Source organism: Ruegeria sp. CDSA077 (assembly GCF_059612265.1).
The window spans coordinates 242,326-261,377 of the sequence record NZ_JBXWQG010000001.1 but is presented as its reverse complement, the minus strand read 5'-3'; the positions used below and the strand labels follow the sequence as shown (position 1 = coordinate 261,377).

17 protein-coding genes are annotated in these 19,052 nt (G+C 58.6%); 2 read left to right on the top strand and 15 right to left on the bottom strand.

The window, feature by feature from the left end; genetic code table 11:
• Position 1 precedes the first annotated feature (1 nt).
• Together AC2FLE_RS01340 and AC2FLE_RS01335 are read left to right on the top strand one after the other, a co-directional pair.
• Positions 2–715, top strand: a complete 714-nt coding sequence (locus tag AC2FLE_RS01340) for an ABC transporter ATP-binding protein (RefSeq protein ID WP_496694826.1) — start codon at positions 2–4, stop codon at positions 713–715.
• 3 nt (positions 716–718) lie between these two features.
• Positions 719–1,606, top strand: a complete 888-nt coding sequence (locus AC2FLE_RS01335; RefSeq protein WP_496694825.1) for a branched-chain amino acid ABC transporter permease — start codon at positions 719–721, stop codon at positions 1,604–1,606.
• A 524-nt stretch (positions 1,607–2,130) separates the two neighbouring features.
• On the opposite strand, the gene AC2FLE_RS01330 is transcribed toward AC2FLE_RS01335, so the two are convergent.
• The 15 genes from AC2FLE_RS01330 to ftsW form a co-directional block, all read right to left on the bottom strand.
• The gene (locus tag AC2FLE_RS01330) at positions 2,131–3,816 is read right to left on the bottom strand and encodes a chloride channel protein (protein WP_281972772.1); all 1,686 of its coding nucleotides are present in this window, start codon (positions 3,814–3,816) and stop codon (positions 2,131–2,133) included.
• Positions 3,817–3,897: 81 nt separating this feature from the next.
• Complete coding sequence (gene recN, locus AC2FLE_RS01325; RefSeq protein WP_496694824.1) at positions 3,898–5,547, bottom strand: DNA repair protein RecN; 1,650 nt, start codon at positions 5,545–5,547, stop codon at positions 3,898–3,900.
• 35 nt (positions 5,548–5,582) lie between these two features.
• Positions 5,583–6,425 carry an outer membrane protein assembly factor BamD gene (locus AC2FLE_RS01320; protein WP_496694823.1) on the bottom strand — a complete coding sequence of 281 codons (843 nt, stop codon included), beginning with the start codon at positions 6,423–6,425 and terminating at the stop codon, positions 5,583–5,585.
• A 126-nt stretch (positions 6,426–6,551) separates the two neighbouring features.
• Positions 6,552–7,472, bottom strand: a complete 921-nt coding sequence (lpxC, locus tag AC2FLE_RS01315; protein WP_496694822.1) for a UDP-3-O-acyl-N-acetylglucosamine deacetylase — start codon at positions 7,470–7,472, stop codon at positions 6,552–6,554.
• A 212-nt stretch (positions 7,473–7,684) separates the two neighbouring features.
• Positions 7,685–9,292 carry a cell division protein FtsZ gene (gene ftsZ / locus AC2FLE_RS01310; protein ID WP_496677586.1) on the bottom strand — a complete coding sequence of 536 codons (1,608 nt, stop codon included), beginning with the start codon at positions 9,290–9,292 and terminating at the stop codon, positions 7,685–7,687.
• Positions 9,293–9,640: 348 nt separating this feature from the next.
• Positions 9,641–10,054 carry a hypothetical protein gene (locus AC2FLE_RS01305; protein ID WP_271950279.1) on the bottom strand — a complete coding sequence of 138 codons (414 nt, stop codon included), beginning with the start codon at positions 10,052–10,054 and terminating at the stop codon, positions 9,641–9,643.
• Entirely contained in the window at positions 10,041–11,375 is a 1,335-nt protein-coding gene (gene ftsA, locus AC2FLE_RS01300; RefSeq protein WP_496696066.1) for a cell division protein FtsA, read from the bottom strand. Before ftsA ends, AC2FLE_RS01305 begins: the two co-directional genes overlap by 14 nt.
• Positions 11,376–11,383: 8 nt before the next feature.
• Positions 11,384–12,379: a cell division protein FtsQ/DivIB gene (locus AC2FLE_RS01295; protein WP_496694821.1), complete on the bottom strand. Its 996-nt coding sequence runs from the start codon at positions 12,377–12,379 to the stop codon at positions 11,384–11,386.
• Entirely contained in the window at positions 12,367–13,287 is a 921-nt protein-coding gene (locus AC2FLE_RS01290; protein ID WP_496694820.1) for a D-alanine--D-alanine ligase, read from the bottom strand. The genes AC2FLE_RS01295 and AC2FLE_RS01290 overlap by 13 nt, the downstream gene beginning before the upstream one ends.
• Before the next feature lie 104 nt (positions 13,288–13,391).
• The gene (murB, locus tag AC2FLE_RS01285; RefSeq protein ID WP_496690897.1) at positions 13,392–14,318 is read right to left on the bottom strand and encodes a UDP-N-acetylmuramate dehydrogenase; all 927 of its coding nucleotides are present in this window, start codon (positions 14,316–14,318) and stop codon (positions 13,392–13,394) included.
• Positions 14,319–14,363: 45 nt separating this feature from the next.
• Positions 14,364–14,618, bottom strand: a complete 255-nt coding sequence (locus AC2FLE_RS01280; protein ID WP_496694819.1) for a DUF2484 family protein — start codon at positions 14,616–14,618, stop codon at positions 14,364–14,366.
• Positions 14,615–14,863 (bottom strand): DUF2484 family protein, encoded by a 249-nt coding sequence (locus tag AC2FLE_RS01275; protein ID WP_496694818.1) that lies wholly within the window; start codon positions 14,861–14,863, stop codon positions 14,615–14,617. Before AC2FLE_RS01275 ends, AC2FLE_RS01280 begins: the two co-directional genes overlap by 4 nt.
• 88 nt (positions 14,864–14,951) lie before the next feature.
• The gene (gene murC, locus AC2FLE_RS01270) at positions 14,952–16,349 is read right to left on the bottom strand and encodes a UDP-N-acetylmuramate--L-alanine ligase (protein WP_496694817.1); all 1,398 of its coding nucleotides are present in this window, start codon (positions 16,347–16,349) and stop codon (positions 14,952–14,954) included.
• Positions 16,346–17,443, bottom strand: coding sequence for a UDP-N-acetylglucosamine--N-acetylmuramyl-(pentapeptide) pyrophosphoryl-undecaprenol N-acetylglucosamine transferase (locus tag AC2FLE_RS01265; RefSeq protein WP_496694816.1), 1,098 nt, complete (start codon positions 17,441–17,443; stop codon positions 16,346–16,348). Before AC2FLE_RS01265 ends, murC begins: the two co-directional genes overlap by 4 nt.
• The gene (ftsW, locus tag AC2FLE_RS01260; protein WP_142635039.1) at positions 17,443–18,606 is read right to left on the bottom strand and encodes a putative lipid II flippase FtsW; all 1,164 of its coding nucleotides are present in this window, start codon (positions 18,604–18,606) and stop codon (positions 17,443–17,445) included. The genes AC2FLE_RS01265 and ftsW overlap by 1 nt, the downstream gene beginning before the upstream one ends.
• Between the last annotated feature and the right edge of the window lie 446 nt (positions 18,607–19,052).

Below are 19,052 nucleotides of genomic sequence, written 5' to 3'. Positions count from 1 at the left end.
AATGGAAACAGCACTCGATATCCAAGGCTTGCACGTCCGCTATGGCCCAATCCGCGCGGTTCAGGGCATTGACCTGATCGTCCCCAAAGGCGGCATAACGGCGCTTTTAGGGGCCAATGGCGCAGGCAAGACAACGACGGTAATGGCCATCGCAGGTGCTTTGCCCGTGGTATCGGGCGCTGTTTCCCTTTTTGGCAAGGATATGACAGCGGCTGCACCTGACTCCATTGTGCGGGCGGGTGTGGCCATTTCACCGGAAGGACGCCGCGTGTTTGCGCAGCTGACGGTCGAAGAAAATCTTATGCTGGCCGGATCAATTCTGGGCGACGAGACGCTCAGCGCCAAACGTTTGGCCGAGATGAAAGAGCGTTTCCCGATCCTAGGCGAACGCCGCCGTCAGATGGCGGGGCTTTTGTCGGGGGGCGAACAACAGATGCTGGCGGTGGGACGTGCCTTGATGAGCGGACCGCGCTTGCTGTTGCTGGACGAACCGTCGCTTGGCCTTGCGCCGCAGGTCGTGGATCAGATTTTCGACATCGTAGAAGAATTGAAAGCCGACGGTATTTCAGTGCTTCTGGTCGAGCAAAACGCGGCTCTTGCCCTGGACATTGCCGATCATGCTGTCGTGCTGGCGAATGGCGCTGTTGCCGCTGCCGGTGCACCGTCGGAACTAGCAAATAACGCGGTCTTGCAATCCGCATATCTGGCGGCTTGAGCGATGGAAGTTCTTCTTCAACAAATGATCAACGCGCTTAGCCTTGGGGGAATTTATGCGATGCTGGCCCTGGGGCTGGCGATTGTGTTCTCTATTGTACGATTGATCAATTTCGCGCATGGCGAAATCATGACGTTCGGGGGCTATGGCATCTTTCTGGCCATGAGCTTTGGCCTGCCGCCGATCGCCGCTCTTGTTGTCGGGCTTGGGGCTTCTGTGTTCATGGCCATGGCAATGGAGCGTACAGCGTTTCGCGCCATGCGCGGCGCGGATGTCGTTGCACTTTTGATCACATCTTTCGCGGTGTCCGAAATCCTCAAAGTTCTGTTCCAGAACGGAATTTCCGCCAGACCCGTCCCGATCTCTTTTCCAGCGTCATGGTCTGGCACATATCATATCGGCCAGACGACATTTGGCATTATCCCGACCGTATCAATCATCGTAACATTTTCAGCCCTTGCAGGCCTGACATTCGTATTGCGGCGCACAACCATTGGCATGGCCATGCGCGCCGCTGCCGAAGATATCGAGATGCTCAAACTGCTGGGTATCAAGGCCAACCGGGTCGTTGCTGTGGCTTTTGGCCTGTCAGGGCTACTTGCGGGTATTGCCGCTGTCATCTGGACGGCACAACGCGGGTCAGTGGATCCACTGATGGGATTTTTCCCCGTTCTCAAGGCCTTCATTGCGACCGTACTTGGGGGGTTGGGCAGCTTGGGCGGCGCTGTCCTTGGTGGGTTCATCGTCGGCGGGCTGGAGGTTCTGCTACAGGCTTTCCTGCCAGACAGTCTGGCCCCATACCGGGATGCAATGGTTCTGGCCTCAGTCATCTTGTTGTTGCTGTTACGCCCGGATGGCCTCCTTCCAGCGGCGAATGCCAACAGATCGTAAGGAGCGGTGTTGGCGCAAAGTTCATCAATCGCTCGGATTGTTGCCCTCAGAGCGCGATGACAGACAAAGAGTGTGCAAATCGGATTCTGCGGAAATTGAATCTAACTTCCAAAATCAGACATTGGCGCAGCCGGCGCTGAATTGGGCTGCGCCGCACTGCCGTTCTTTGACCAAATACCGACAAAAGTCCGCAATAGATCAGAATTTCTCGATGTTACGGCCAATATTGCATGACCCGCTGGCTCCAAAAGATTCTGGGAAGCTGTCGACGGCTCAAAGTTGCGCGTCGTTCCACAAATTCCAGAGCGTCAGTGAGGTAAAGTTAGTCCTTCACCAGCACTCCAAGGCCTAATGCTTTTCAGCCAGAAAGCTCAGTTCTGCACAGCTTGTCAGATCGAACACATGAGCCTCTGGATTTCGACTGGCCACGCCCGGCAGGTGCAGATCCAAAGATCGTATCGCTTCAATGCCTCGCCTGTATCAAGGAACAAGATGGACAAAGACCAATGTTACAGGGGCCTCTGTTATGAATGTTCTTCTGCAGCCGTGGCTGCCAACGCGCGGTTATAGGCCTTTAGCGCATCAATATGGTAGAGCGTACCGACTGGCGTCTCAGCTCCGTCATCACCGCTCACCACCACCGGTATGCAGAGGATTTCGTCTCGGTCGAAGAACGGCATCGCCGCCTCAAGTGTAGCGCTTGCTTGAACAAAAAGACCCTGATCAATCAAAACCTGTGCTTCTTCCCGGGTGATTGAACGTGCATCGCCAAGCGGTCGCATCACTGCGCCTGCGCGCAACATCGCCAGAAGATAGGCCTGTGGCCCCGCGGCCAGATGCACATTGCGCCGTTCCAGTTGTGTCAGGAAGAAGGATCGATCCACGAGGCGCGAAGCCAGCGCCGTGGACATTGAAACCGACACCATCACCGCCAGACCGATCTGCCAATCTCCGGTCAGTTCAAAGACAATCATCGTGGTCGAAATCGGGGCACCAAGCACGGCAGCGGCAACCGCGCCCATCCCGGCAAATGCATAAAGGGTATGGGTCCCCGATACATCGGGCAGCAAACCCGTTGCAATCAACCCGAATGCCAACCCGGTTAACGCACCTATCATCAGCGAGGGTGAAAACACACCGCCACCCATACGTCCCCCCATCGTGATCGCAACAGCCACAGTTTTGATGATTGCGAACAGGATGGCGGTTGTCAGAACCAAATCTCCGGCCAGAGCCCGGATCGTGGTTTCGTATCCAACGCCGATGATGTGGGGAAACCAGATCGCGATCAGTCCCAACATTGCGCCTGATACAGCAGGACGCAGCCACCCGGGCAAGGAAAGCCGGCTTTGAATGTGATTGCCAATATCTTCTGCAAAGAAGATCGACCGCATCAGAAGCAAGGCCACCAACCCGCAGATCAACCCAAGGATCAGAAACGCGGGCAGCTCGACATAGAATTGCAGGGATCCGGGCGTATCCAGCGTGAATTCGGTCACGTCGCCGTATTCCAGCCGGTTAATCACCGTCCCGGCGACCGAAGCGATAACGATGGGCGCAAAAGCATGTACCGCGAAATGGCGCAGCACCACCTCAAGCGCGAACAAAGCCCCGGCAATGGGTGAGTTGAAACTGGCCGACACCGCCGCCGCCACCGCACAGCCCAACAAATCGCGACCAGTAATTCCGTCGGCATGGATACGATTACTGACCCAGGTCGAGATCACGCCTGCCATATGCACAACCGGCCCTTCTCGACCCGTGGACCCACCGGTGCTGAGCGTAATCAGCGAGGAGAAAAAAGACGCGATACCCGCCTTGCCTTCGACCCGACCATCGGTCAGAGCAGCGCCCTCGATTACGTCGGCAACCGAACGCACGCGTCCATCATCGGTATACCGATGCAGGATGATGCCAACGATAAGACCACCGATGATCGGCGTGATCAGGATCAGAAACCACGGCAGCTTTTCCACATGGCTGTGCAACAATGAGATATCCCCGGTGTCATAGACATAGGCCTGCAAAGCCTGAATTGCCTTACGAAACCCCAAGGCCATAAAGCCTGCTGCAATCCCGATCGCCAGCGCGATGAACCAGAACTGGATCTGGCTGGGCCCGCGCCTGCGCATCACCCGCCACGCGTCCTTCATCGCGGCCAGAGCCTGATTGAGCTGGTTGCGCAGAACGGTGCGGGTTGACTGGGTCATTTGCCCTCGGGGGATCAGGATACACCCCTTACTAAGCCACGGAGGGCACGGATAAAAGCCGGATCGCGCGTCTGTGACGGCCTATGCGTCCAGAAGAGCACGGGCGGCGGCGCGCGCTTCGTCGGTGATCGTGTCTCCGGCGACCATCCTGGCAATCTCGTCCACCCGGTCGGACTGGGCCAATGGCACCACGGTCGACAGGGTCTGCCCGTCGGTCACATGTTTCTGAACACGCCAGTGATAGGCGGCACGGGCAGCGACCTGCGGGGAATGCGTCACGACCAACACCTGCCCGCCCTGTGCCAGCGATGCCAGACGCCTGCCAACGGCGTCAGCTGTCGCGCCGCCAACGCCCCTGTCGATCTCATCAAAGATCATCGTACGCGCACTGTCTTCGCCGGTCAGACAGACCTTGAGCGCCAGTAAAAAACGGCTCAGCTCACCGCCCGAGGCGATTTTGTTCAACGGCCCAGACGGTGCACCAGGGTTGGTGGCAACGGTGAAAGCGACGGCATCCGCACCTTCGGGTCCGGGATCGGAGGGGGTGATCTCGGTCTGGAAGACAGCGCGTTCCATTTTTAGCGGTGCAAGTTCGGCCATCACCGCAGTGTCGAGTTCCGCCGCTGCCCGCTGACGCAGGGTGCTCAGCGCCTCGGCAGCTTTGCTGTACGCAGCCCGCGCAGTCTCAACAGCGACGCGCCTGTCTGCCAGATCGGCGTCACCGGCATCCAAGCGGCTCAGCCGCTCACGCAGGGTTTCGGCAAACCCGCCCAAGTCGTCCGGGGCTACGTCATGTTTCCGGGCCAGCGCGCGAATGGCGAAAAGCCGTTCTTCGGCGGCCTCCAGTTCCGCCGGATTGAAATCCAGCGCTTGAAGACAGGCATTGACGCCATCCTGCGCCTCGCCCAATTCGACCAGCGCGCGCCCTAGCGCGGCGACAGGCTCTTCCAACTGCCCACCCGCATTGTCGGACACGCCTTCCAACCAGCGCAAAGCATCAGACATCGTGCCCTCGGCTCCATCACCGCCAAGCAAGTCATAGGCACGGGCGACGTCATCGCGGATCCGTTCGGCCCCCTGCATCATCCGACGGCGGACATCCAGTTCGGCATCCTCGCCGGGCTGGGGACCGAGCTTATCAAGCTCAGCCACCGAATGGCGCAGAAATTCTTCTTCGGCGCGCATGGCGGCCAAAGTGGCTTCGATCTCAGCCAGAGCCTTACGCGCGCGCGACATCTCGGACCATGCAGCGCGCACTGTGGCCAGTTGCGCCGCCGCTCCGGCAAAATCATCCAGCATCGCGCGATGACCGCGCGGGTTCAGCAGGCCGCGGTCATCGTGTTGGCCGTGCAGCTCGACCAGGGTTTCCGACAAGGCCCGCAGCACCTCGCCCGAGCAGCGCCGGTCATTGACCCAGGCGGTCTTGCGACCCTCGGCTGTGTTCACGCGGCGCAGGATCAGCTCTTCGCCTCCGGGCAATCCGGCCTCGGCCAAAATCGCATGTGCGGGGTGATTGTCGTGCAGCTCGAACTCGGCCACGACCTCGCCCTGAGCGGCCCCCTGACGAACCAATTCGGCCCGCCCGCGCCAGCCCAGAACAAACCCCAGCGAATCCAGCAGGATCGACTTGCCCGCGCCGGTTTCACCGGTCAGCGCGTTCAATCCCGGCTGGAACGTGAGTTCCAACCGGTCGATGATCAACATATCGCGGATATCAAGGGCGCGCAGCATCGGGTCTTAGCGTCCCACGCCTTTGGCCATGGCGATTACAACCACTGACCTTTGACGGTCTGGCGGTAAATCGTGCTGAGCCAGTTGTTACCGCGGCTCTTGAGTTTCAGCCCGCGTGAGGTCAGCAGCTTATAGCCAGCGTCATACCATTCCGAGGATTGGTAGTTGTAACCCAGAATCGCACCAGCCGATTGCGCCTCATCCAGCAGACCCAGCGACAGATACGCCTCGATCAAACGATAGAGCGCTTCGGCGGTATGGGACGTCGTTTGGAAATCCTCGACCACAACGCGGAACCGGTTGATCGCGGCGGTATAGTGATCCTGACGCAAGTAATAGCGCCCAATCTCCATCTCTTTACCGGCCAGATGGTCGAAGGCCAGGTCGAATTTCAGCACTGCCGAGGTGGCGTATTCGCTGTCTGGATAGACCTCAATCACCGTGCGCAAAGACTGAAGCGCCTGGAAGGTCAGGCCCTGATCGCGGCCAACCTCGTCAATCTGGTCATAATAGCTGAGTGCCAACAGATATTGGGCATAGGCCGCATCTTCGTCGGTTGGATAGAAATCGATATAGCGCTGTGCTGCCGCACGGCTTTCTTCGTAGTTCTCATCCGCATGGTACGAAAACGCCTGCATGATCAGCGCGCGCTTTGCCCAGTCAGAATACGGGTAAAGGCGTTCAACCTCAGAAAAATACCACGCCGCATCGTCGGACCGATTCTCGGACAGCTCAAATTCCCCACGCGTGAAAATCTGTTCGGGGGTGAACCCTTCAAGGTTCTGATTGCGGTCCGCGCCCCCACTGTTGCACGCTGTCAAAACTGCCGTCAGAAGTACCGCCCCTGCGAATCTGACCGCCGCTTTGGTGCCTATCATTCCGCCAATCCTTGTCGTCTTGCTTTATGGGAATACCCCGGTTTGGGCCTTGGTCTAGCACATAAAATTCCAGTGCAAAACGCCTTAGTAGGCCCTTTGGCGGATTTGTCAGCAGAGTGGAACCAATCAGGCGACTTCGGGGATTTCGTCCCAGACCAGACCCTGCCCGGGCAGACGCGCGGCCTGTTCGGGGGTACACAGGATCGGACGCACAGCACCGGGCGTTTCAAACAGCTTGCGCAGCAGCGTGTTTGTCATCGCATGACCAGACTTGTCGCCGATGAAATGACCCAGAATCGGTCCACCCGCCAAATACAAGTCACCCAGAGCATCTAGCATCTTGTGACGCACTGCCTCGTCTGCGTGGCGAAGGCCACCCGGGGTCAGAACTTCGTCGCCCTGAACGACCACAGCATTTTCAAGCGTGCCGCCAAGAGCCAAGCCGTTCTCGCGCATCGCTTCGACGTCGGTACGACGGCAGAATGTCCGGCAATCACTAAGCTCGCGTGCAAAAGAGCCATTGCACATATCCAGCCTCTTAGTCTGACGACCAATGGCGCTGTCTTCAAAATCGATATGAAAATCGATAATCAAACCGTCCGCAGGCGCAATCGAAGCACTGGCACCCTCACGGGTTGCGGTCACAGGTTTAAGAACTTCATAGGCCAGGACCGGGCTTGCCTGACGACGCACGCCTTTCAACATGATGCCACGAACGAATTCAATCGAAGACCCGTCCATGATCGGCACTTCGGGGCCATCGATCTCGATCAGCGCATTGTGGACACCGCATCCAGCCAAGGCTGCCATGATATGCTCGACGGTGGAAACCGTAACGCCCGCTTCATTGACCAGTCGGGTACAAAGCGGGGTACGATCGACCACATCGTAGATTGCAGGGATCAACGCATTGCCCAGCTCGATATCCGTCCGTTTGAACCAGATGCCGTGGCCAGCAGCAGCCGGCTTCAGGATCATCGTCGCAGGCTTACCGCTGTGCAGCCCCAGGCCTGTAAACGTGATCGGAGATTTGAGCGTATGTTGCAAGTGTGACCTCGGTGAGTGGCGTCCGACCTGTGATGGCCGTGTTGGCATTCAACTAAGGAAGCAGGTCAAAAGGCTCAACTCACTCTTTGCAACCGAATGAAACATGAATGTGACAGGTCGGCAAAACCCTGCTCACATAGGGATAATGCACTGTTTTAAAATAAGAAAGGGCCGCCAAATGGCAGCCCCTCTTTAGTATATTGTTACCGCGATCAGTTGGCTTGACGGCGAAGGAAGGCCGGTATTTCGATCCGATCCTGCTCCGGGTCGTCCTCGACATGTGCAGGTGCCGTAGCGTCAGATTGGCGCAATACCGGCTGCTGGCGGGCCGGTTGCTGCGCCGGAGTATCGGCTGCGTGGCCGGTCATGCGATCAATCAGGCGGTTAAAACCAAATCGCGGGCGGTCGGCATCCCCATGATTATCGGAGACCTCCTGCGGCCGAGGCGCAGGATGACCTCTTTCAGCCGGAGGTACATTCTGGACGGCTGCCTGCAAGCGCCTCAGCGCTTCAGGTGATGGCGATCCTGCGGGTGCTTGCGGCTGAGGTGCGACAAAGCTTTCTGGGGCGTATTCGACCGGCTCGGGAGTCGGCTCGAATTCGGCCACGCGCGGCTGATAAGCCGGGGGTGGCAGGCCGTCATCATCCTGTTCTGCGCGCGGTTGGAACTGCGGTTCCATCGGCTCTTCAGTTGCCTCAAACAGCGAAGGTTCACGCGTTGGTTCGGGCTGAGGTTCAGGTTCGGCGCTTGCCGCCACTGACATTTCTTCCAGGGCCGCTTCCTCTGCAGAAACCGAACGGGTCAGCGGTGCCGACATCGAACGACGCGCGACAGGCACATCATCCTGCTTTTCGCTGGCGTCGATACCTGTTGCCACAACCGAAACGCGCATGCCGCCTTCCATTGCGGTATCCAGCGTGGAGCCGACGATGATATTCGCCTCAGGATCCACTTCCTCACGGATACGGTTTGCGGCTTCGTCCAGTTCGAACAGGGTCAGGTCGTGGCTGCCGGTGATGTTGATCAGAACGCCCTTGGCGCCCTTGAGGCTGATTTCATCCAACAGCGGGTTCGCGATGGCCTTCTCGGCGGCCTGAACCGCGCGATCTTCGCCAGTGGCTTCGCCCGTGCCCATCATCGCCTTGCCCATCTCGTCCATAACGGCGCGAACATCCGCGAAGTCGAGGTTGATCAGGCCCGGACGCACCATCAGGTCGGTCACGCCTTTGACACCCTGATACAGAACGTCATCCGCCATCGAAAACGCCTCGGTAAACGTGGTCTTTTCGTTGGCCAGACGGAACAGGTTCTGGTTTGGAATGATGATCAGCGTGTCGACTACGCGCTGCAAGGCTTCAACACCGTCTTCGGCCTGACGCATCCGCTTGGCGCCTTCGAACTGGAAAGGCTTGGTCACAACACCGACGGTCAAAACACCCAATTCACGCGCTGCCTGCGCGATGATCGGTGCGGCACCCGTGCCGGTGCCACCGCCCATACCGGCCGTGATGAAGCACATATGCGCGCCAGCCAGATGGTCTACAATCTGCTCGATGCTTTCTTCGGCTGCTGCCGCACCCACTGTCGGACGCGCGCCCGCACCCAGACCTTCGGTGACTTTCACGCCTAGTTGAACTCGTGACGAAGACTGGCTTTGCTGCAGCGCCTGGGCATCGGTGTTGGCAACGACAAAATCGACACCGTCCAACTGTTTTTCAATCATGTTGTTGACGGCGTTACCGCCCGCTCCGCCAACGCCAAAAACTGTAATCCGAGGCTTCAGCTCGTCGTGCCCGGGCATCGAAAGATTCAATGTCATGCTTCTGTCCGCCTGTTTATATAACCCGCCAACGCGGTGTTTTTCTTACCTATCCACTAACAATCCTACCGATCCAAACGGCAAACGTCACGCCAAAAATCGCGAAAATCCACAAAATATGGAGGAAATAAGGCGCCTGGAAACAGTATTTGGCAGAGATTGCCAGATGTTGCGGAATTATCTCAAAGCACCACAAAACATGCGACGCTCGCGCCACTGTTGACGGGCGCGTCACTTGCAATTCATTCACATTCTGTCTGCGGAAAACTGCTCAAGCCCTCTCGCAAGGCCTCTGACGGGCCCTGTGGATATCTTGCGGGATTTTGACAGCCCCTGCAAGATATTTCTTTAGCTAATTGGGGCACTTGGGCAGTTAAGACCTTTCTCAGAAATGTCCCTGACCTCTTGAATTTCTGTCCTGGAGAAACCGACCATTCGCACCATCAACTGGTCTTCATACAAAAACGGCCACCAGCAAACTGGCAGACCATCCTCGTCATCGTCGTACAGAAAGCAAATCTGCCCATTAGGAGTTGTAATTTTCCCGTACACACAACCCTTGCCCTCCATACGCCAGACCGAGAGAGTCGGGCTCAGGAACTCTTCGGTGCCGACCAGCATACCGCTGTCATAGACGTGAAACTTTACGGTCTTTCCTTGAACGGCCCCCAGGAAGGCTTCGGGTGTGATACGGGTCTGAGCCTCTATCGCTGACGGCACAGCCATGACCAGCGCCGCGATCGCGGCCTTACCAGTTGTCACGAAACCACCGCACAGCGCGCTTGAACGGGCGTGCGGAATAGGTGTCTACGGGGATTTCAAAATCCCACCATTCATCCTGTGGGTTGGCTGCAAACAGGCTTAGCCCCACAACCGAAGAGAACCCCGGCCCCGTGGCCGATTGCGGCAACCCATGGACCCGCAGCGGGCGACCAAGGCGAACACGTTGCCCCAGAATACGAGAGGCCAACCCGTCGAGCCCCATAATCTGACTGCCGCCACCGGTCAGCACGATCTGCTGGCTGGGCATATGCTCAAACCCGGCAGCATCCAGCCGGACACGCACTTCTTCCAGAATTTCTTCGACACGCGGGCGCATGATGCCGATCAGCTCGGCCCGGCTGACCGTACGACGGTCATGTTCCCAATCACCGGTATCCCCTCCGATGTCGATCAGGTCACGATCATCCGCGCCGGTCGCGTGAACGCCGCCATTGAAGGTCTTGATCCGCTCGGCCACAGAGGCCGGAACGCCCAGCCCCATCGAGATGTCACTGGTCACGTGATCCCCACCCATGCGCACGCAATCGGCATAGATCATGTGTTTCTTCATGAAGATTGACACGCTGGTGGTGCCACCGCCCATGTCGATACAGGCCGCACCCAGTTCCTGTTCATCCTCAACCAGCGCCGAGATGCCCGAGACATAGGCCGAATTCGCGATACCGGCCAATTCCAGATCACAGCGTTTAATACAGCGCACGATGTTTTGGATCGAGACCGCGTCCACGGTCAGCATGTGCATATCGACGGCCAGCGATTGCCCCATCTGACCCCTTGGGTCAATCAGGCCCGATCGGTTATCCAGCGCAAAATTCACCGGCTGAGCATGTAGGACTTCGCGGCCCGCACCATAGTCGGGCACGTCACAGGCATTCAGAACCCGGCCGACTTCGGCCTCGGTGACAAGCTGGCCTTCCAGATCCACCTGGGCATCCAAACCATAGGACCGCGGGTTTGCCCCCGAGAAACAGGCGATCACATGGTCGACCCGGATATCTGCCATTTTCTGCGCGGCCTGAAGCGCGGTGCGAATGGCGCGCTCGGTCTCCTGCATCGCAGTGACTTCGCCAAACTGAACCCCACGCGATCGCGTCGTCGCAGCACCAATCACCCGGAACCCGGACTGCCCGGCCAGAGACCCGATGCCGCTGTCCTCGTGCAGGCGTCCGGCACCGTCGAACCGCAACACAAGGCAGGAGATCTTCGAACTCCCGACATCCAGAATGGCGACGACGCCGCGTTGCATTGCCTGCCTGCGCATCTGCCGCATCGCCCGTTGGGACTGATAAAGATCGGTCATCATTGTCGTTACTGCCCGCTACTCACATCTACTTTTGTATTCCACCAGTCTTCGCTGGCGGCTTTGGTCATTCGGATTGTTGGTCGCTGACCCAGGCGCATATCCACCACGGCCACATCGCGTTCCAGAAGATCCTGAACCTCGTTCACGGCCAACACGCGTTCCAATGCGCGCACTGGCCGTTCTGTCGGCAACATGATGCGCTGACCGCGATCCAGAACCAGATCCCAGCGACGTTCGCCAATTCGCACCAGACCGCGCACCCGATTGCCAAGACTGCTGGCTGTGGCCGTCAGTTGCAGCGCTTCGGGTACATAGGAATCCGCGCCCTCACCCGCGATCAGTGGCAGATTGGAGTGATCCTGCCGCGATGCGATGATTTCAACATGCGCGCCGGTTTCATCCAGCAATTCGACCCCTCGGCGGGTACGCCAGACAATGGCGGGCTGCCGTTCGACAACATCCACCTGCAGGATACCTCCGGGACGGATGCGCACAGAGGCGGATTTAACCGGATCCAGCCCTGTGATCGTTTCGCGCATCTGTTCGACATCCAGGTCCCAAGAACTGATTGGGAAGTCCAGCGGCACCACTTCACGAATGTCTTCCGAAAGGTTGGTTCCCGCCCCATCAATCGCCATCAGGTTGACCATGAATTCTGGTCGCTGCTGGATCGAGATTTTCACATCATGGACATGAGCCACAATCGCTTCGCGCCGGTCCTGAGAGCTGAAATACCCGCCAAACGCAGCACACACAGCGAAGACCGGCAGCCCGTATTTCAGGCCACGGCGAACACCAGGCGTCAACATCCAGCGCTGTAACCGATAGCTTAGGCGAGACGGCGCCGGATCAAACGCCGATGACTTACGCCCCCAAAGCCGCCGCAGGCGGAACTTGGGTTCTACATTGTTGCGGTCCCCTGAAGCGAAATCGGCATCCGGACCAGCAAGTGGCTTTGACCGGTGGATAACCGGCGCACGGGTGGCTGTCAGCGGTCGCATGATGCGTCCTCCACCATCCATGCACAAAACTGGCCGAAGGTTATCCCGCAATGCGCGCCCTGTTCCGGAGCCAGTGACGTCGGCGTCATTCCTGGCTGGGTGTTGGTTTCCAGCAGGAACAAGCCCTCTGCGCCCTTGCTGTCATCCCACCGAAAATCTGTGCGGCTGACGCCTTTGCACCCCAACAGATCATGCGCCTGTTTGGCAAAGCCCATACACAGGTCAAAAATGTCCTGCGGGATTTCAGCAGGCAGCACATGCCACGACCCGCCCGGCTTGTACTTGGCATCGTAATCGTACCAGCCATCCGTCATGATTTCTGTCACGGTCAAAGCGCGGTCGCCCATGACTGTGACGGTCAACTCACGGCCAGCCACATATTGTTCGACCATTACCAGTTCGGGCATGTCGTCTGCCAGTTTCGGTGGAGTGTTGGCGCCCTCATGCACCAGATAAATGCCGACGCTGGAACCCTCGTTGTTGGGCTTGACCACATAGGGCGGTTCCATCGTGTGACGCGCGGCAACTTCGGATTTGGCCTCGATCACACTGTCGGCAATTGGCAGGCCCGCAATACCAAACGCCGCTTTGCTGCGCTGCTTGTCCATGGCCAACGCCGAAGCCAGCACACCCGAATGGGTATAGGGAATACGCAACCACTCCAGCAGACCCTGCACGCAGCCATCCTCGCCCCAGCGACCATGCAGAGCGTTGAAGACCACATCCGGCTTGATATCCAAAAGTCGCGCATAGAGGTCCGGACCCGCGTCCAGTTCGACCACTTCAAAGCCTTCTCCCCTTAGGGCGGCTGCGCATTCGCGCCCAGAGCTGAGAGACACCTCACGTTCCGCCGAGGGTCCACCCATCAATACCGCCACTTTGGGGTTTGTCCTGCTCGAACTACCCACGTCGTGCGCCTCAAATCCTGCGGACCTTATGTGGTGGTCCGTCCTGCTTTATGCCTTTGATCCGTCGCCCTATTTTGCCTGTTTGGGGTCTGACGGTCGGAGCTTTAATCTGTCAGCGGATCACCGACCCGCATGATTTCCCACTCTAGCGTGATGCCGCTTGTTTCGTAAACCTTTTTTCGCACATCTTCGCCCAACCCTTCGAGGTCGGCAGCGGTGGCAGAGCCGGTGTTGATCAGAAAATTGGGATGCTTGGGGCTCATCTGCGCTCCGCCCCGCATCACGCCCCGCATTCCCGCGTCGTCGATCACCTTCCAGGCCTTGAGGTCATGCACATCATCTGCGCGGCCCGTCGAGGAAAACCCGGCCGGATTGCGGAAGGTCGAGCCCGCGCTGCGATCTTTGGTCGGCTGGGTCTCATCCCGCTTTTTCAACTGCGAGTCCATGCGGGCATGCAGTTCATCAGGATCATCTAGGGGGCCTTCGAACGTGGCCGAGATCAGCACCGCACCCTCAGGCAGATCCGACTGACGATAGCGAAAATTCAGTTCTTCGGGCGTCAGATCGACGACCTGCCCTTGCCGCGTGATGATCGTCGCCTTGCACAGAACATCCGCCGTATAGCTGCCATAACATCCCGCATTCATCCGCACAGCGCCGCCGATCGACCCCGGAATGGTTCGCAAAAACGTCAGGTCCACGCCCGCATCAGCTGCCTTGCGCGCCACATGCCCATCCAGCGCCGCCGCGCCTGCGGTGACAATGTTGCCCTCAATCGAGATGCCATTAAATCCCCGGCCCAACCGGATCACTACGGCGCGCAGCCCTCCGTCCCGGACGATCAGGTTCGAACCGACGCCCATCGGGAAAACCGTGATATCGTCAGGCAAGTCGCGCAGAAACTGCTGCAGGTCTTCCTGGTCGGCGGGTTGAAAAAGGTAATCCGCCGGTCCTCCGACCCGCAACCAGGTCAGATCATTCAGCGGGCGGTTCTGGGTGAGCTTGCCGCGTGGCGAGGGAACAGAAGTCATGACCGCTAATTCGCGGATTTGAACCGCCAAAGCAAGCTGTATCCGCTATTGCGCGGCACCCAGGATCCGACGCAACCACCGGCCCAGATAAATCACGGGCCAACGCAGTACCGAGATCCCAGCAACCAGAACAATCAACCCGATCCATGGGCCGTTCTGCAGCGTGACATAGCCAACGATAGGAATACCCGCAGCAATCAAGAAATAGGCGCGGGTCCAGTGATTATCCTTGCTGGGGATCATCGCCAGCACATTCGCAACAATTCCCCACAGGGCGGCAAGGGCAATGGACCAATTCATTCGTCGTCCCCTCGGCCTGTCCAACGTTGCCAATAGTGGCGAATTGGGTTGCGGAACATGGATGCAAAAGCCGCAAAGCCCAGGACCGAAAAGAACCAGCCGAAATCGTAACCCAGCCAGACAATCAGCGCCGGCGCAACGATAACCAACACAATCCCCGGTGGAAATTGCAGGCGCATCGGTAGCATGGCCACGATAGTCGACGCTATGACCCACATCCCTGCAAATAATACCGAGTACGCCAAATCTTGCCTCCGAGACCGCTTTTTCTGCGGTTGCACGATCACTCTTTAGGGTTGCACCGCAAAAGAGTCCATTACGTCACATCGCCTGTTATTTCTGCAAGCGCGAAGGCAGGCCATTGGCCCAGGCGCTGATCGTACCGGCACCAAGGCAGACAACCATGTCTCCGGGGCGAGCCTGCTCACGAACCAGACGTTCAAGATCGGATTCGTCCATCAAAGCGCGGGCATGTCGATGCCCATGCCGGATGAGCCCCTGAACCAGGTCATCGCGGGACGCCCCTTCGATCGGGTCCTCTCCGGCAGCGAAAATATCGGCGATGGCAACAACGTCGGCGTCATTGAAACAGGTACAGAAATCATCGAACAGATTAGACAAACGCGAATACCTGTGGGGTTGATGGACCGCGATCACACGGCCTTCGGTGGCCTGGCGTGCGGCTTTCAGAACCGCTGCGATTTCAACCGGGTGGTGACCGTAATCGTCGATGATCGTGACGCCATCGACCTCACCCACTTTGGTAAAGCGACGATTGACGCCACCGAAATTAGCCAACGCTTCGCGGATTTCGGCGGCTTTCATGCCCAGATGGCGGGCAACAGCGACGGCCGACAATGCGTTCGAGACGTTGTGGTCGCCTGGCATCGGCAGGGTGCAACCCTCGATCCTCTTGTCTTCATATTGCAGGTGAATGTCGAAATGTGCGACGCCGCCCTTATAGGTCAGGTTCTCGGCCCGCACATCCGCCTGCGCGTTGAAACCATAGGTCCGCACGCGCCGGTCTGTGATGCGACCCACCAGTGTTTGCACTTCGGCGTGGTCGGTGCAGCAGACGGCAAGCCCGTAAAACGGCAGGTTCGAGACAAATTCGTAGAACCCGTCGCGCAGCTGGTCGAAATCACCCCAATGCTCCATATGCTCGGGGTCGATATTGGTGACAATGGCAATGGTCGCGGGCAGCCGGTTGAACGAGCCGTCGGATTCGTCCGCCTCGACCACCATCCATTCGCCCTGCCCCATCCGCGCATTCGAGCCATAAGCGTGAATGATACCGCCATTGATCACGGTCGGGTCAAATTCCCCTGCCACCATCAGTTCAGCCATCATCGTGGTGGTGGTGGTCTTGCCGTGGGTTCCGGCAATGGCAATGTTGGATTTCAGGCGCATCAACTCGGCCAGCATATCGGCCCGACGCACCACTGGCAGGCCGCGCGCACGGGCACCGTCCAGCTCCGGGTTGACCGGTTTGATCGCGGTCGACACCACAACTACGGCGGCGTTCTCAAGGTTTTCAGCACTTTGACCGACAAAGATCTCGGCGCCCAGACCAGCAAGGCGGTCGGTGATTTTTGACGCTTTCAGGTCCGAGCCCTGCACCCGGTAGCCCAGGTTCAACAGCACCTCGGCAATGCCTGACATCCCGATCCCGCCAATCCCCACAAAATGGATCGGCCCGACATCCTGCGGCAGTTTGGTTGCTGGGGTCATGCGGTCTCCTTCTGCGCCAACTGTTCGACCTGGGCGACCAAACGCTCGGTCGCGTCCGGTGCGCCGGTCGATAGGGCGGCATGGGCCATCTTTTGTGCGGCTTCAGGGTTTGTCAGAACTGCGGTGATTTGCTGCGTCAGCGAAGGAACGTCAAGCAGGTTCTCGGGGATCATGATTGCCCCTCCGGCCTGAACCAGCCCGCGTGCGTTGGCGGTCTGATGATCGCCCGCGGCGGCGGCATACGGGATCAGGATCGAGGGCCGCCCGATGACGGATATATCCGCCACACTTGACGCACCTGAGCGTGATATCACCAGCTGCGCATCGGACATACGACGGGGCACATCCTGAAAGAACGGTTTCACTTCGGCACGGATACCGTGGTCGTCATAAAACGCGGAAACACGGGCACCGTCTTCGTCGCGGGCCTGATGCGCGACACGAATATGGCGGCGCACCTCATCAGGCAGCGCGGCAATCGCTTCGGGCACAATCTGACTAAGGATGCGCGCCCCTTGCGAGCCACCCATCACCAGGATCGACATCGGGTAATCACCTGGTGGGATATAGCCCGCCGCAGCCCGGTCCAGCACAGCGGCCCGAACCGGGTTGCCGGTATGTATGCCCTTTGCACCGTCCGGCAGATCAGTCGGCCAGACACCACAAGCCACCTGCGCCACGCGAGTCGCAAACAGCTGATTCACACGGCCCAAAACGCCATTCTGTTCATGGATCATGCGCGGGATCTTCGACATCGTCGCAGCGCCCAGCGCCGGGATTGAGGGATAGCCGCCAAAGCCGACCACGACGTCCGGTCGGTCGCGCAACATCTGAAACGCCATACCGGCGACACCACCTGCGATCTTGGGACCGACCATCAGTTTGGCGGGCAGTCCGCCACGGGCGAATGTGGCCGAGGACGCCTCGACAATTTCAGTCGAATGCGGAAAGCCACCCGTATATCGTGCGCCGCGCGTATCGGTGGACAAGCGCACACGCCAGCCCCTGTGCAGCATCGCCTCGGCCAGCGCCTGAGCCGGGAACATGTGGCCCCCGGTCCCGCCAGCCGCAATCAGAAGGTAGGGTTTGCCCATCAGCCTCGTCCGCGTAGAATATCACCAAGTTCGCCCTGAGGGCGGGTGCGGGTAAACGCCAGAAGCATGCCGATTGCAATACCACCTGCAATCAGCGAGGACCCACCATAGCTGACGAACGGCAAAGTCATGCCTTTGGCAGGCAAAAGGCGCACGGCGACGCCCATATTGATCATCGCCTGAACCCCGAACATGCAGGCCAGACCGGTACCCGCCAGACGGATGAACATGTCGCGCTCGCGCATCAGCCGCAGCAATGACCGCACGACGATCAGGGAATACAGTGCGATGATAATCAGCACCAGGATCAGGCCATATTCCTCGGCCGCGACAGCGATGATGAAATCCGTATGGGCATCGGGCAGCGACCATTTCACCTGCCCTTCACCCACGCCGACACCGAAAAGCCCGCCCTCGCGGATCGCATTGGTGGCATAGCCCAGCTGAGTGGTCGGATCGACCTCTTGGTTCAGGAACCCGTCAATGCGTCGGGCGAAATGTTCCGAGTTGGAATAGGCGAACATACCGCCAAGCACGACAAACCCCGCCATACCAACCAGCAACAACATCGGCGCACCGGCAACGAAATACATCACGCCCCAGCCAAACAGGATCAGGCAGGCCTGACCAAAATCGGGCTGCATAACCAACATGGCGACAATCGCCATGCACAGCGCAAAAGACCATAGCCGACCGGGTGGGCCGTTGATCTGTTGTGACGCGGCCAGCAACCAGGCCGCCACAACGATAAACCCGGGTTTCAGAAATTCAGACGGCTGCAGCGAGGCAAAGCCAAGCGAATACCAGCGCACCGCACCTTTGCCAAAATCTGTGCCAAAGACGGGAAGGAAGACCAGCGCGACAAAAGCAGCAAGAAACCCCAACACCGCCAGACGTCGAACCAGTGTGGGCGACATCATCGAGGTCAGCAGCATCGCAACAAGCGCCAATCCGCCGAACAGCGCCTGGCGTTCGACGTAATGGAACGGGTCGAACCCGTTGCGACCAGCCAGCGGCGGCGATGAGGCCAGCCCCAGCAACAGCCCGATGACAAACAGGATCAGTACGCAGGACATCGTCCAACGATCAATCGTCCGCCACCACTTTGGTAGAATCGGTTCTCCGCGCTGGTCCTGAACCGCGCCATACACCATCTCAGTCATGAGATACCGCCACTATCTGCCTCGTCAACGCCCCGTTTTCGGGGTCTACGAGCGAGTCTACAGGGGTTTTAGTGTTTGGGCTAGTGGAATGACGCCGCAACAGAGGGAAATTGGCGCCTTCAAGCCAGTGATCCGCTTCAGGGCTTCCCGTCCCGGGCGTTCGGAACACCTAGGGAACAAGATCGTAGTGCTTTATCCTCCTGGATTCGACCAATTCAGCCTTTTTTCCCAGTTGAACTGTGACTTGGGAAATGCGCGTGATCACTGAACCGCCCTCCTGTGCAGTGCGTCATATTGAGCTTCCTTGTCGGGCGTATTCTGGCACATGGTATTCCGGCCAATATCACAAATGTTCCAACTGCCAATTTCATTCCATTTTCCCAAACCAATCAGAGGACGGATCCACAGTCACGGACGGACGATTGCAGCGCGTGTTTACGTCTCCC

Coding starts and splice junctions, on each gene's coding strand:
- AC2FLE_RS01340 (WP_496694826.1), top strand. CDS start 2: ATGGAAACAGCACTCGATATCCAAGGCTTGCACGTCCGCTATGGCCCA.
- AC2FLE_RS01335 (WP_496694825.1), top strand. CDS start 719: ATGGAAGTTCTTCTTCAACAAATGATCAACGCGCTTAGCCTTGGGGGA.
- AC2FLE_RS01330 (WP_281972772.1), bottom strand. CDS start 3,816: ATGACCCAGTCAACCCGCACCGTTCTGCGCAACCAGCTCAATCAGGCT.
- recN (WP_496694824.1), bottom strand. CDS start 5,547: ATGCTGCGCGCCCTTGATATCCGCGATATGTTGATCATCGACCGGTTG.
- AC2FLE_RS01320 (WP_496694823.1), bottom strand. CDS start 6,425: ATGATAGGCACCAAAGCGGCGGTCAGATTCGCAGGGGCGGTACTTCTG.
- ftsZ (WP_496677586.1), bottom strand. CDS start 9,292: ATGACATTGAATCTTTCGATGCCCGGGCACGACGAGCTGAAGCCTCGG.
- ftsA (WP_496696066.1), bottom strand. CDS start 11,375: ATGACCGATCTTTATCAGTCCCAACGGGCGATGCGGCAGATGCGCAGG.
- AC2FLE_RS01295 (WP_496694821.1), bottom strand. CDS start 12,379: ATGCGACCGCTGACAGCCACCCGTGCGCCGGTTATCCACCGGTCAAAG.
- murB (WP_496690897.1), bottom strand. CDS start 14,318: ATGACTTCTGTTCCCTCGCCACGCGGCAAGCTCACCCAGAACCGCCCG.
- AC2FLE_RS01280 (WP_496694819.1), bottom strand. CDS start 14,618: ATGAATTGGTCCATTGCCCTTGCCGCCCTGTGGGGAATTGTTGCGAAT.
- murC (WP_496694817.1), bottom strand. CDS start 16,349: ATGACCCCAGCAACCAAACTGCCGCAGGATGTCGGGCCGATCCATTTT.
- AC2FLE_RS01265 (WP_496694816.1), bottom strand. CDS start 17,443: ATGGGCAAACCCTACCTTCTGATTGCGGCTGGCGGGACCGGGGGCCAC.
- ftsW (WP_142635039.1), bottom strand. CDS start 18,606: ATGACTGAGATGGTGTATGGCGCGGTTCAGGACCAGCGCGGAGAACCG.